This window comes from Nocardioides alkalitolerans (assembly GCA_038184435.1).
GTDB classification, from domain to species: Bacteria; Actinomycetota; Actinomycetes; order Propionibacteriales; family Nocardioidaceae; genus Nocardioides; species Nocardioides alkalitolerans_A.
In genome coordinates this window covers 1,058,501-1,071,842 of sequence record CP116227.1, presented here as the reverse complement: position 1 = coordinate 1,071,842, position 13,342 = coordinate 1,058,501, and the positions used below count along the sequence as shown (strand labels likewise).

General features: G+C 64.2%; 10 protein-coding genes. 5 read left to right on the top strand and 5 right to left on the bottom strand.

The genetic code is table 11. The annotated features are described in order from the left end of the window. Window positions 1-235 precede the first annotated feature (235 nt). The 4 genes from glnA (at window position 236) to PIR53_05210 (ending at window position 3,757) form a co-directional block, all read left to right on the top strand. On the top strand, window positions 236-1,657 hold the full coding sequence (gene glnA / locus PIR53_05225; protein WZH53400.1) for a type I glutamate--ammonia ligase: 1,422 nt from the start codon (window positions 236-238) through the stop codon (window positions 1,655-1,657). A gap of 247 nt (window positions 1,658-1,904) precedes the next feature. Then, window positions 1,905-3,050, top strand: a complete 1,146-nt coding sequence (locus PIR53_05220; protein ID WZH53399.1) for an ImmA/IrrE family metallo-endopeptidase — start codon at window positions 1,905-1,907, stop codon at window positions 3,048-3,050. Further along, window positions 3,050-3,538: a DUF4411 family protein gene (locus PIR53_05215; GenBank protein WZH53398.1), complete on the top strand. Its 489-nt coding sequence runs from the start codon at window positions 3,050-3,052 to the stop codon at window positions 3,536-3,538. The genes PIR53_05220 and PIR53_05215 overlap by 1 nt, the downstream gene beginning before the upstream one ends. A 9-nt stretch (window positions 3,539-3,547) precedes the next feature. Continuing rightward, window positions 3,548-3,757, top strand: coding sequence for a hypothetical protein (locus tag PIR53_05210; protein ID WZH53397.1), 210 nt, complete (start codon window positions 3,548-3,550; stop codon window positions 3,755-3,757). 485 nt (window positions 3,758-4,242) lie between these two features. Here PIR53_05210 and PIR53_05205 read toward each other — a convergent pair whose 3' ends face one another. The 5 genes from PIR53_05205 to PIR53_05185 all read right to left on the bottom strand — a co-directional run bounded on the left by PIR53_05205 (window position 4,243) and on the right by PIR53_05185 (window position 11,149). Continuing rightward, a complete protein-coding gene (locus tag PIR53_05205; GenBank protein WZH53396.1) occupies window positions 4,243-4,575 on the bottom strand; it encodes a M48 family metallopeptidase in 333 nt (110 codons plus the stop codon). Further along, window positions 4,572-7,517 (bottom strand): HsdR family type I site-specific deoxyribonuclease, encoded by a 2,946-nt coding sequence (locus tag PIR53_05200; GenBank protein WZH53395.1) that lies wholly within the window; start codon window positions 7,515-7,517, stop codon window positions 4,572-4,574. Before PIR53_05200 ends, PIR53_05205 begins: the two co-directional genes overlap by 4 nt. Continuing rightward, window positions 7,514-8,650 (bottom strand): restriction endonuclease subunit S, encoded by a 1,137-nt coding sequence (locus PIR53_05195; GenBank protein ID WZH53394.1) that lies wholly within the window; start codon window positions 8,648-8,650, stop codon window positions 7,514-7,516. The genes PIR53_05200 and PIR53_05195 overlap by 4 nt, the downstream gene beginning before the upstream one ends. 62 nt (window positions 8,651-8,712) lie before the next feature. Continuing rightward, complete coding sequence (locus PIR53_05190; GenBank protein ID WZH53393.1) at window positions 8,713-10,554, bottom strand: N-6 DNA methylase; 1,842 nt, start codon at window positions 10,552-10,554, stop codon at window positions 8,713-8,715. Window positions 10,555-10,624: 70 nt separating this feature from the next. Then, on the bottom strand, window positions 10,625-11,149 hold the full coding sequence (locus PIR53_05185) for a DUF262 domain-containing protein (GenBank protein ID WZH53392.1): 525 nt from the start codon (window positions 11,147-11,149) through the stop codon (window positions 10,625-10,627). Window positions 11,150-11,247: 98 nt separating this feature from the next. Here PIR53_05185 and PIR53_05180 point away from each other — a divergent pair, with 98 nt between their 5' ends. After that, a complete protein-coding gene (locus tag PIR53_05180; protein WZH53391.1) occupies window positions 11,248-12,501 on the top strand; it encodes a hypothetical protein in 1,254 nt (417 codons plus the stop codon). Window positions 12,502-13,342: the final 841 nt, after the last annotated feature.

The window sequence follows — 13,342 nt, the reverse complement described above, 5'->3', positions numbered from 1 at the left end:
TCACCGGAGCGTCATCCGGGCGACCCACCGGCGTACGCCGCGTGCGGCACGCGCGCGACCCGCGCGGGGCTTCACCCCGCCCACCCCAACCTGTAACACGGCTGAAACAATCGGGATATCGGAGCGAAACTGCCCGTGCATACGTTGCGTCGCAATCGACGGGTGCAAGGCTGCCCTCGTCGACTCACCCGTACCACGAGCGCCACGCCCACCGGCGTGCCGCGTAGGAGGACGAATGTTCGCCAACAGCGAAGAGCTGCTGAAGTACATCAAGGACGAGGGCGTCGAGATGGTCGACGTCCGCTTCTGTGACCTGCCCGGCATCATGCAGCACTTCACGGTTCCCGTGTCGTCGTTCGACCAGTCGGTCTTCGACGACGGCCTGGGCTTCGACGGCTCGTCGATCCGTGGCTTCCAGGCCATCAACGAGTCGGACATGTCCCTCTTCCCGGACCCGACGACGGCGTACATCGACCCGTTCCGCAAGGCGAAGACGCTCAACATCAACTTCTTCATCCACGACCCGATCACGGGCGAGGCCTACTCGCGCGACCCGCGCAACATCGCCAAGAAGGCGCTGGCCTACCTCGAGACCACGGGCATCGCCGACACGGCGTTCTTCGCCCCCGAGGCCGAGTTCTACATCTTCGACAACGTCCGCTACTCGACGGGCGTCAACGAGGGCTTCTACCACATCGACTCGGTCGAGGGCTGGTGGAACTCGGGCAAGGACGGCGAGGACAACCTCGGCTACAAGACCCGCCTCAAGGGCGGCTACTTCCCCGTCGAGCCCTACGACCACTACAGCGACCTGCGCGCCGACATGGTCAAGAACCTCGAGGCCTGCGGCCTCCAGGTCGAGCGGGCGCACCACGAGGTCGGCACCGCCGGCCAGGCGGAGATCAACTACCGCTTCGACACGCTGCTCAAGGCCGCGGACGACGTGATGAAGTTCAAGTACCTCATCAAGAACACCGCGTGGCAGCAGGGCAAGTCCGTCACCTTCATGCCGAAGCCCATCTTCGGCGACAACGGCTCGGGCATGCACGTGCACCAGTCGCTGTGGAAGGACGGCTCGCCGCTGTTCTACGACGAGGCCGGGTACGGCGGCCTCTCGGACATGGCGCGCTGGTACATCGGCGGCATCCTGAAGCACGCCCCCTCGCTGCTGGCCTTCACGAACCCGACGGTGAACTCCTACCACCGCCTGGTCCCGGGCTACGAGGCGCCGATCTCGCTCGTCTACTCCTCGCGCAACCGCTCCGCCTCGGTCCGCATCCCGATCACGGGCTCGAACCCCAAGGCGAAGCGCATCGAGACCCGCTTCCCCGACCCGTCGGCGAACCCCTACCTGGCGTTCTCCGCGCTCATGCTCGCGGGCCTCGACGGCGTCAAGAACAAGATCGAGCCGGCTGCGCCGATCGACAAGGACATCTACGAGCTGCCGCCGGACGAGATGGCCGAGATCGAGCAGGTCCCCACGTCCCTCGGTGCCGTGCTCGACGCGCTCGAGGCCGACAACGAGTACCTGACGCAGGGCGGCGTGTTCACCCCCGACCTCATCGAGACGTGGGTGTCCTACAAGCGCGAGAACGAGATCGCGCCCGTGCAGCTGCGGCCGCACCCGCACGAGTTCGAGCTGTACTACGACATCTGATTTCGGGTGTTCTAGGGTCGGCCGATCAACGCCAAGCGTTGACCAAAAACCGCCTCTGATCTGCGGAAACGCCGCCGACGACCTTCGTGGTCGTTCGGCGGCGTTTCTCGTGTTTTTCCGCTCGCTTGTTACATGAGTGGTACATGGAACGCGTGGCGGCGTCGAGCCGACGCGCCGTTTCTGCGGACTGTCGGACCCGGGCGCGACACTGCGACAATGCCGGTGACCGAGCGCTGAGAGGAGAGCGATGACCGTACGAGTCGACGTCGCCCCCTCCGTGCTGTTCTGGGCGCTCGACGTCACGGGCGCCGACGAGGAGGGCCTCCACCGGCGCTTCGCTGTCGATAAATGGCTGAGCGCCGACGCGCGTCCTACGCTGAAACAGCTGCAGGACTTCGCGAAGGCCGCTGGCGTGCCGTTCGGATATCTGCTGCTCCCTGAGCCGCCGCAGTGGACCCTGCCCGTGCCGGACTTCCGCGAAGGCTTCGACGGACCGCCCACGCCTAGTGCCAACCTCATCGCCGTCATCGGGCAGTCCCAGCGGCGACAGGAGTGGTATCGCGACCACGCCCTCAACCTGGGCGCCGACCCTCTCAAGTTCGTCGGTGCGGCGGCCGACTCCGATCCCATCGAAGCCGCTGCTTTGATCCGTCGTGCCCTCGACTTCGAGGTGTCTGCCCGACGCGGGAACTGGTCCGACACCAGGAAGACCTTGCTCCGCAACTTCGAGGCCCTCGGCGGCCTCACTGTCGCGACATCCATGGTCGACAACAACACCCGACGCCCGCTGGACGAGAAGGAGTTCCGCGGCTTCGCGCTGGTTGACGACATCGCCCCGCTCGTGTTCGTGAACACCCACCAGACGCTCAACGGCCAGATCTTCACGCTGGTGCACGAGATCGCCCACGTGTGGCGCGGCACGAGTGGGATCGGCAACGAGGATCCGCGACACATCGGGCAGTCCGAGATCGAGCGCTGGTGCAACGCCGTCGCGTCCGAGGTCCTTGTCCCCCGGGATGACCTGGCTGCCCGCCACGCGGGGGTGGCCGATGCACCCCTTGTCGAGGCCCTCGACGCCCTGGCGCGCGACTACCGGTGTGGCACCCTCGTCATCCTGCAGGCACTGCACCGCACCGGCGTTCGACGGCTGGACAGCTTCGCCGACGCCTACGACAACGAGGTCGCCCGCCTCCGCGCGCTGACTGCGGCGAACGAGGGCGGCGGGGGCGACCACTACAACAACCAGCCGTTCCGGATCGGCGAACGGCTGTCTCGTGCACTCGTCGCTGACGCACTCGAAGGGCGGACCCCGATCAGTGAGGCGATGCGCCTCATGTCCATGAAGTCCACGAGCACGTTCGACGAATACGCGCGTCGCCTCGGGGCTGCCTGATGTACCTCCTGGATGCCAACGCCTTCATGGAGGCGAGCCGCCTGTACTACGCGTTCGACATCGCGCCCGGCTTCTGGTCCTGGCTCGGTGATCCCGCACTTGCCGGCCAGGTCGCCTCTATCGAGGCCGTGAAGGACGAGATCACGGCTGGCACTGGCGACCTCGTCGCCTGGGCGAGGGCTCGGCCGCCCAGCTTCTGGCTGACTGACACCGCGGACGTCGTCAGTGCGATGGCCGAGTTGTCGGCGTGGGCCACCGACCCCGCTCGGCAGTACCGCCAGGAGGCCAAGGACGAGTTCCTGGACTCGGCTGACTACAAGTTGATTGCGCACGCGATGGCAATCGGCGGCGTCGTCGTCACCCGCGAGCGGCCGGCGCCCGAGTCCAAAAAGAGGATCAAGATCCCCGACGTTTGCGACGCATTCGGAGTCGACTGGACCGACCCGTTCAGTCTCTACCGAACGCTAGGGATGCGCCTCGTCGCGTGAGCACTACCATTGACCATCGAGGCGAGCACCCTGACCACTCGGGATCGCGCCCGCGGCACCGACACGAACGACGAGTCGCTGGGGTTCGTCCGGGTGATCTCTCCGATCGCGGCGAGGGAGGCCGCCACCGATCTGGCCGGGCACGCTGCGGCGCTCCCCTATCTGGGCATGGCCCACGCGGAGCTCACCGACTTTGGCCAGCGTCGATCGAACGCCTAAGTCCCAGTCGTTGCCTTGGCGGAGCCTCACCAGCGGCGAGATGGTGCGCGTCCCACTCGTGATGACGACGCTCGAACGACACCCGCTCAACCGCGATTGCGTCAACAGCAGCCTGTGGCGTCGCGCTCAGGAGACCGCCGGCGTCGAGCCGACCTGCGACAACGGAATGCACGCCCTCCGCCATTCATACCACTCAGTCCTCCTCGACACCGGCGAGTCCATCCGCGCCGTCTCTGAGTATTTCGGCCACAGCGACCCCAGCTTCACACTGCGGACCTACACGCACCCGATGCCGAGCAGTGACGAGCGGACCAAGCTCGCCGTTGACACCGCGTTCATTTCGCTGAGAAGGAGCAACATTGACGAGGTCGCTCCCTCCGTCGGCTCATCAGAGCGGCCCAGACGAACGCCGCCCCCGACCGAGCCCGTCAAGCACCTTGACCAAGTGCCTGTTGGATGGGTTCGCTTGACGTCTTACGCTTCGCTCAACTGCGCACTTCCCGTACTGGGCTTGAAACTTCCAACTCGCGCCAGTCAGGGACGAGGGCGGTCATCATCGCCGTGAAGGCCTTGCCATGGGACCGGTATCGCAGGTGCAGCAGCTCGTGGACGACGACGTAGTCCTGGAAGTCCTCAGGCATGTCGACAAGATCGTCTGCAAGGGTGACCACGCCGTCCGATGCGCAGGATCCCCACTTCTCCGGAAGGTCAGTGATCACAATGCGCGAGGGGTTGACGCGGATCCTCGCCGCCCAGGCCATGGCCTTCCGGGTGAGCACCTGATCGGGAGTCAGGACCATCTTGGGGCGTGCCGTCACACCTTCTCCAGCACGCTCATGACGTTCTCGATGATCTCGTTGCACACTTTCGGTGAAACCTTGTTGTCCAGCAGCGGCTTGTAAAGGCCACTGCGGAGGCGCCGACGCTCGTCGACGTTCTGCTTCCAGTGAGGGAACTGCTCAACCGCGACCTCAATGGTCGCCGCGATGTGCAGGATGTCGACCTTGAGCCCGGTCAGCGCCGGTTCTGCATTCAGAGCCGAGTAGACGCCTAGAGCGCGATCGGACAATCCGGATTGCTTCGCGAACTCACGCAACCGATGCTTCTCCTCCGCGATGGCCCTGAGCTCATCGAGGGCGGCGAGACCGTTGATCTTGCGTTCTTCGAGGTTCTCGATGACGCGCTCCGCCTTGTCCCTGATGCTCTGGAGCACGACGGCGGCAGCAGGACTGTCGTCCACTTCCTTACGCAGGCCACGCAGTAGGTTGTAGACCTTCTCCTCCGGCGGGCCCTCGTCCTTCCCGAGCTCCTCCAACGTGTCCACGTCGAAGGTTGCGACCTTTGTGAATCGTCCGAGGCCCTCCTGGGTCGCATTCTCCTCGATCAGTCGCTTCGTCTTGTGCTCCAGGTCGGCGGTGAACCCGCCAGCATCGGAGTACGCGTTGCGGACTGCGGCGTACAACACTGAGAGCCGCTTGTACGTCGCGATGTTGTCGCGCAGCTCTGCAGACGGCGAGAGGATCTCCCACAGAGACTCGATGTCGCGGTAGGCATCGAAGAATTCCTTGCGAGCGTCCTCCGTCAGGAACTTGTCGTAGACGAGGCTCTCCAGCTGCTCGTCGGCTCCCTGACTACTCTCGACCTGGAGGTACTCGGTCGAGGCCGCGTCGATCTTGACGAGCAGATCGGCCAGCAGCACGTCGAGGTCTTCCAGCGCGCCCTCAACGTCGGTGGAGTCGAAGCGCAGCGCCTTATGCAACTCTTTGAGGATGCCGACAAAGTCGACCACGAGGCCGACCTTCTTCTGGACGCCCTCGGCGTCGACGTAGGGACGGTTCACGCGGGCGAGCGCCTGGAGCAGTACGTGGTCGCGCATCGGCTTGTCGAGGTACATCGCGTACAGCACCGGCGCGTCGTATCCGGTCAGCAGCTTGTCGGTGACAATCAGGATCTTTGGCAGCTGGTCAGCCTTCTTGAACTGGCGGCGCACCTCCTTCTCCCGGTCATCCGAGAGCTGGAGATCGTAAACATCCGGCCGCTCGACGACGTCGTTAGCGTTCTTGCTGTAGACGACCTCGGACCATTCGGTCGGCAGCAGCTCGTCGAGCGCGCGCTTGTACTTGGCGCACGTTTCCCGGTCGACGGCAACGAGGAACGCCTTATAACCCAGCGGATCGACGTTCTCTTCGAAGTGGTTGGCGACGAACTCGGCCACCTGCTTCACACGGCTGTCTGCACCAAGGAAGGTACGCAGGCCAACAGCCCGCTGGAGTACCTTGTTGAGCTCCTCAACGTCAGTGATGTCTTCGTCACTGGCGAGGGCGTAGAACTGCTCGTCGAGGTCCTCAGGCTCCATGGACATCGTCGACGGAGCGAGCAGGTACTTGATCGGCAACGTCGTCTCGTCGTCGATGGACTCGATGATCGAGTATTTGTGCAGATAGCCCTTCTCGTCCTGGGCGCCGAAGATCTGGAACGATCCCGACCCGCCCCCTTGCGTGCCGCCGACCGGAGTTCCCGTGAAGCCGATGATGGTGGAGTTCGGCACGGCGGCCATCAAGTAGGAGCCGAGGTCCGCAGCGACAGAGCGATGCGCTTCGTCGATGAAGACGAAGATGTTGTGCCGGTCAGAGCTGTCCTTCCAGATCGTCTCGAACTTGTGGATCATCGACACCACGAGCCCACGGAAGTCTGAGTCGAAAATGTCCTGAAGGTCGTCCCTGCTGTTGGCCCGCCGGACCGGGATGTCATTGGCCTGCATCTCGCCAAGGAGCCTGTCGACCCATTCCTTGAGCTGGCCCTCCAGCTCAGTGCGGTCGACGACAAGGATGACGGTCGCGTTCTTGAAGCGGTCCTTCTGGCTCAGGATCAACTGCGCCGCGGTAAGCAAAGTGAATGTCTTGCCTGAACCCTGGGTGTGCCAGATCAGCCCACGGTTCTTCGTCGTGTCGGCGCAGCGTTTGATTACGGCGTCGACAGCCCCGCGCTGGTGCTCGCGGAGGACGGACTTCCGGGTCTCGCCGTCCTCGACGTAGAAGAGCACCCACTCGCGAAGGGTGCGCAGGAAGTCGCGTGGCTCGAAGAACGCCTGCACCGCGTCGCGGTAGGACTCGTCGCTCGTGTGCTTCCATTTGAAGAGCATCCGGCGGTTGACGTTCCAAGTGACGCCGTACCAGTAGTCGATCAGGTGGGTCTCGTTGTGGAGCTGCGCCTGGGTGAGGAGCTCGGGCGTCTCCTTCTCGTAACGGCGAAGCTGGGTGACCGCCTTCGTCAAAGCACTGCGATCCTTTGGGTTCTTGTGCTCGACGATGGTGACCGGGATGCCGTTGACGACGAACATGACATCGGCGCGGTTGCCTTTGGCGCGCGCCGGCGGCTCGATCTTCCATTCCCAGGTGACCTGCAGCGCGTTCTGATCTGGGAAGGCGTAGTCGACGACCTGCACCGGTCGCTGTCGCTGCTCATTCGCGTCGTTCCACTGTCGCTCTCCGCGCAGCCATCGCAGAACCTCGCGGTTGCCCTCGATTGTCGCCGGGAGCGCCTCGATGCTCTCGACGATCGCACGTGCCTGATCCTCGGTCAGCCACGTGTTGAACTCTCGCAGCTTGTCCTCCAGCACCTCGGGGAACAGCATGTTCGCCCTGCCGCGCCGCATCCCCTCGGCTTCGTCGGGGGTGAGCTGCTCCCATCCGACAGCCGAGGCGTGCTTGATCATCGGGAACTGCACCGACTTGGCCTCGGAGATCTTGATCTGGCTCATGCGGCGCTCCCCTCGAGCTTCGGCAACACACTCAGGTCGAGGGCGTCGACCGACACCTCGCCGGTCATCAGCTTGTGCAGCAGGGACTCGAAGAGCTGGTCGAGCACTTCGCCCTTGCGGCGATGCAGGTCGATCTTGCGATCGAGCGAACTGATCACCTGCGCAATTTCCCGTTGCTCCAAAGGGTCCTTGCTCGTGTAGAGCTCCAGCGTCTCGAAGGGACCCTTGCTCAGAATCGGCACGGGGCTCGGCGAAGCCGCCCGACGAATCACGTCAGCATGTCGGGTCACCAGATGGAAGACGTAATCAGGTTCAAACTCGCTGCCAGCCACAATGGCGTTGATCTGTTGGTTGGTCGCGCTCACCTGACCCGTGGTCTGTCCGACCTTTCCGATCGACGAGCCGATGCAGACAACGAGGGTCGTCCCTCTCGGCAAGGGGCGTGCCTTTTCCAGCCCCTCCTGAGTCAAGACCTTCTGCGCCTCCGTCACTGCTACACCCGTCGTGATGTCCCCAGGCGAGATGAAAGGAATCTGCCCGCCTTCGTAGTACTCCGGAACCTTTGTTGACGGAGTGGTTCCCGTGACGATCCGGCCCAGGTCGCGAAACGAGACCTTGACCCAACTGTCGGGAACCGGCCCCATCTCGGTCTCCTTCTGCGCCTCTCCCCGCAGCCCACGCGAGAACAACTGGTGCATCGCCGCAGCCTTCACCTGCTCCAACAGAGCGACCAGTTCGTCTTGAAGTAGCAGCGCGCGCTCGACACGACTCAGGAGCGCTGCGATCGACCGCTGAACTACTCCGTCCGACGGGTACGAGAAGGACTTCTCCTTGAGGAGGGTGAAGTGACGGTTGTAGCCCCGAGAGGGCAGGTCGATCGCGCGGCAGGCGTAGAAGAAGAACAAGGGGTCGATCTCGTCAACAGGGCGAAGCAGTTGGGTGCCATCAGCTCCTCTAGCGAAGGGCCGGTCGACGTACTTGAAGGTCCGGCTGTGATCACCGAACACGATCAGCGGCAGCGGGGCGTAGATGACGGCGTCACGGGATTCCGTCCATCCCGCGGTAAGCGCCTGCCCTTGGTCCACGATCGGATAGGCGCCGGCGTTTTTGTAGTCCTTCGTCTGAATCTTCATCTTCCCAGCGACCGACACCGGGACGATAGACTCTCCGACTGTTGCTGTCTTCCACCCTGCGCTCATCGCTCGGCACCAGTCACGACGAGCGGTCGCAGGAGCTGCAGCAACTCTGTGGTGAGATTGGCGTCCTCGGTCGTCAACTCATCCAGTTGCGTGAGCAACTCCGGAAGCTCAGCATGGGCCGTCGCATCCGCTTTAAGTACCCACTTGCTCGGGCTGAGGTTGTAGTCAGCACCTGCGGCCTGATGGAGGTCGATGACTGCGACCTCACCCTCGACTGATTCGCCCGCGTTGAAGAGCCTCGCGACCTCGGCGACATCTTCCTCTGCAATGTGGTTCTTGGGTTTGCCTTTCGTGAAGCGCTTGCTGGCATTGACGAGCGTGATCTTGCCCTTCTTGAACTCGGGCTTGCGCCTGTTGAGCACCACGATCACGCCCGCCGCGCTGGTGTTGTAGAAGAGATTGTCCGGCATCATGATGACGCCTTCGACGAGGTCCTGGTCGACGAACCACTTGCGGATGTTGCGTTCCTTGTCCTCATTTTTCGAACCGGAGCCGCGAGTTACAGCGCCGGTGTCGAGAACCACGGCTGCGCGCCCTCCGTCCTTAAGGACCGAAAGCGTGTGCTGGAGCCAGGCCCAGTCACCCCTACCCGAAGTCGCCCCGCCATTCTTGATGAAACGATCGTAGGGGTCGTCCTCGAAGATGCTGGCACCGAAGGGCTGGTTCCACATCGGATTGGCGACAACCAGGTCGAACTGGCCAAGTGAGCCCAATGGCGTACGGAACTTGGGGTTGATCATGGTGTCACCCCGCTGGAGGTCCACGTCCATGTCGTGGATGATCGCGTTCATGCGCGCTACCGCGTAGCTCTCGGCCTGAAGCTCCTGCCCGTAGAGCTTCAGAGGCACCTTCGCGGTCGGGTCGAGCTCGTTGGCAACGAGCTGCAGCTTGATGAGGAGCCCGGCCGATCCGCAGGCGTAGTCGTGGCAGGTCTGGCCGGGCTTCGGGCGCAAGATGCGGGCCATGAGGAAGCCGACGTCGGTCGGCGTGAAGAACTCGCCGGCGCTCTGGCCGGACCCTTCGGCGAACTTGCGGAGGAGATACTCGTAGGCACGACCGAGGAAGTCGGGTTGCACATCGGCCAGGCCGAGCCGGTAGCGCGGATCCGAGAACGTCTCGACTACGCCGCTGAGCTTCGCGGGGTTGATGTCTCTTTCGCCGTTGCGCTCGGCCGCGAAGTCGACGACGTCGATGACTCCTGCGAGCGTCGGGTTGTAACGGACGACCGCCCGCACTGCCTTGGTCAGATGCTCTCCGACGTCGCGTGGGCGGGTTGTGCGACCGCGCTCGTCGTTCGGCCAGTCGTACTGAGCGCGGCCGCTGATGACTGCCCAGCGCGACTCGGGCGGGAGGTAGAAGCGAAGGAGACTGTGGTCGTTGTCGGCGATCTCGACGGCGACCTCCCGGTCGCCGTACTCCTCGGCGAGGCGGTCGATCTCGTCGTCGAAGACATCGGAGAGACGCTTCAAGAACAGCAGTGGCAGCAGGTAGTCCTTGAACTTCGGTGCGTCCTTCTCGCCGCGAATCGAACAAGCGGCGTTCCAGAGCATCTGCTCCATCGGCTTGGTGGTCGGCGTTGCCGACTTGGCCTGACGGCCACGACGACGGGCCACAACCGCGCCGCCCGTGTCCGGGGTATCGCCAAGGTCGACGCCGGTCCCGTCGGCCAGTGCGGTGATCTTCGCCAGTTGTGCCCGCTGCGGCTTGTTCGCTCCGCCCTCCCATCTGTTGACGGTGGCGAACGAGACGCCGAGGCGCTCGGCCAGCTCAGCCTGGGTGAGGTCCAGGGTCGCGCGGATGCTCTGGAGCAGAGCCGGAAGGTGGCCGCTGTCTGTCATGTTTGTTATGTTTGCCCAACGACATGGTAGCGCGCAACCCCGCCAATGGGAGCCATCCGCCGGCGGGCTCCTACTCGGATTCGGAGTCCGATACCCCGCTCATGAACTGCGCGCGGGCGTCACGGAGCCTGCGTCCGTCCTCGAGGGCCCAGACGTACCAGCCGTTGGTTGCTTTCTTCCGCAGGTGGCGGCCGGCACCAGACGGACTGCTGAACCGCTTGCCGTCGAGTTCAAGGAAGCCGTCCGCCGTGACCACCGCCGTCGCCTCCTTGAAGTCGCGGTGGTTGGAGCGAATGACCGTTCCGGCTGGCAGCAGGCCGGCCTCTACGAGATGCTTGATCTCCACCCAGTCCTGTGCCTTCGTCTGCGGGTCGACGACCTCACCGGTGTGGCCGGGCGGCACGACAGCACCGAGGAAGTGCTGCGGCGCCAGATGCGGCTCGTTGATGCGGAGCTCTGCAACGCGACGAACGTCCTTCCAGAGGGGTTCCCACTGCTCCCCCTCCTTCCAGACGTAGGGACGCTGGAACAGCGGGATGACGAAGTGCTGCGGCAGGTTGAACAACTGCAGCGGGGTCCGCTTGAAGGTCTCCACGTTTGCATCCTGCCGCGCGGGCCCGACGTACGGGGCTCGATCTGACGACTCCGTCCGTTCGGCTGCAACCGTTGGACCTCTGTCCTAGCGTCACAGTCGTGAGCAACGAGATCGAGCTGATCAGCGACGGCGATGGTATTGCGGTGATCGGCGAGCCCAAGGCGGTCGAGCGTTTTCTGGAGGCAGAAGCGCTTCCATCGAAGGATCTCGGGCTGCCGCGGATTCGAAAGGTCTTGACCCTGGGCACCGTGGGCGCCCAGGCCGCCGCTGACGTGGCAGCGAACTCAGGGCGATGGGTGAAGTTGACCGAGGAGTCGGCGCAGAAGGTGAGGAAGTTCGGCCTGACGCCCACGAAGACTCCCGGCGTCAGCCACGCCATGATCGGCCGGCCTGGGGCCAGCAAGTCATGGATCCAGCTCGAGAAGGGGCCCGGCATGGTTCCGAAGAACCCGGCCGTGCTCGCCAACGCCCCTGCGCTGATGGCCCAGCTCGCGATGCAGCAGGCCATGGATGAGATCAGCGACTACCTCGCAGCCATTGACGCGAAGCTCGACGACGTCCTCCGCGCCCAGAAGGACACCGTGCTGGCGCAGATGATCGGCATCGGGCTCCAGATCGAGGAAGCCATGACCATCCGCGCGCACGTCGGTCGCGTCAGCGAGGTCACGTGGTCGAAGGTCCAAGACGCGGCGGGCACGATCGCTGATACCCAGGCCTACGCCCTGCTGCAGTTCGAAGGACTCGCCGAGAAGCTCGAGCGCAAGTCATCGATCGCGGATCTCATGAAGGCCGCGCAGGAGGCGGAGACGAAAGCGCGCGAGTGGCTCGCCGTGCTGGCACGCTGTTTCCAGCTGCAGGAAGGCATCGCAGTCCTCGAGCTCGACCGCGTTCTGGAGACCGCTCCGGACGACCTGGAGGGGCACCGGCAGGGCCTCAAGGCGGCCCGGCACGAGCGGCTCGACTTCATTGCGCGGAGCACCAACGCCCTGATGGACCGGATCCAGGCTGCAGCCGAAAGGGCCAACACCCGCGTCCTCTTCAACCCGATGCAATCACCTGCCGTCGTGCAGTCGAGCACGAGGATCACGGCATCGATCATCGAGTTCCACCAGCCCCTCGGGATCGAGACTTCGTCAACCACCTCGGAGGCGAAGCGATGGGCGGATGCCGCCAAGGAGCTGAGGCACAAGGCGGTCGCCGGTGGGGCGGAGCGCGTCGAGTCGGCGAAGCGACTGGGAGGCGAGACCGTCGGCAAGGTCAAGTCCGCCAAGGGCAAGGTCTCTGCCCGTCTCGCCGAGCGGAGGCTCCGTCGCGACGACGAGAAGACGCAGTCTGACGCTGATGCCGGCTGACCAACGCTGGTCGTAACTCGTGGTTCGTCGCCGCCTCCAATCCACGGCATCCACTGCGCCAGCCGTTACATCCGCGCCCGCGAAGGCCGCAAAACCGCAGGTCAGCGTGGTTCCCCGCCGACTACTACGACATCTGAGTCACCCGTCCCAGGCGCGGCCCCTCTGAACTGCGGAAGCGCAGGACAGACGGGCCGGTCGACATCTTTTGTGCGCCGGGCGCGCCTTCACTTGATCCGAAGCCAGCCGTTCCGACGCCGCCGGGTCACCGCGAGCTCGCGATCGAGCTCGCCGCACGTATGGCGGCCTGAGAAGACGGCCCGTGCGACTCGACGCCCGTGCCCCTGTTCCCCACCGAGGCGTGCCTCGAGGCCGGTCTCGACCACCACGAGATCATGCTCAGCGCCACAATCTTCCCCCACCTGCCCGAGAAGCACGCGAGCGCGTCCATCACCTCGCCGACGGCACGCTCGCGGACGGCGTGCCGTGCTCGACAGCGGCGCGGTACGCATTCGTAAACCTGTACCGGGAGATGATCTCGTCATTCGTCCGAGGGCCAGGGAGGCCAGCCAAACGAGCGTGGTACACGCGCTGCCGTTCCGTCGCCACCGGCCAGTAGCTTCGCAACATCTCCGATGTAGCGATAATTCGCGAACCGATGCGAATTTTGCTCATCCTTGCCTCTCATCTCTGATCAAGGCCACACTCTCATGGTGTGCGACCCGCGCCGTTAAGGAGGCGCTATGAATGGAGTGACGGCGGTGACGTTGCGCTCCCGTGGATCACCCGACAGGTTCCAAGTCTCGCCGCCGAACGTCAGAAGTCCGTGGCCGCACGGTCCTGA

What these genes read in the sequence shown, in the direction of transcription:
- glnA (WZH53400.1), top strand. Translation starts at nt 236, where the DNA reads ATGTTCGCCAACAGCGAAGAGCTGCTGAAGTACATCAAGGACGAGGGC.
- PIR53_05220 (WZH53399.1), top strand. Translation starts at nt 1,905, where the DNA reads ATGACCGTACGAGTCGACGTCGCCCCCTCCGTGCTGTTCTGGGCGCTC.
- PIR53_05215 (WZH53398.1), top strand. Translation starts at nt 3,050, where the DNA reads ATGTACCTCCTGGATGCCAACGCCTTCATGGAGGCGAGCCGCCTGTAC.
- PIR53_05200 (WZH53395.1), bottom strand. Translation starts at nt 7,517, where the DNA reads ATGAGCCAGATCAAGATCTCCGAGGCCAAGTCGGTGCAGTTCCCGATG.
- PIR53_05195 (WZH53394.1), bottom strand. Translation starts at nt 8,650, where the DNA reads ATGAAGATTCAGACGAAGGACTACAAAAACGCCGGCGCCTATCCGATC.
- PIR53_05190 (WZH53393.1), bottom strand. Translation starts at nt 10,554, where the DNA reads ATGACAGACAGCGGCCACCTTCCGGCTCTGCTCCAGAGCATCCGCGCG.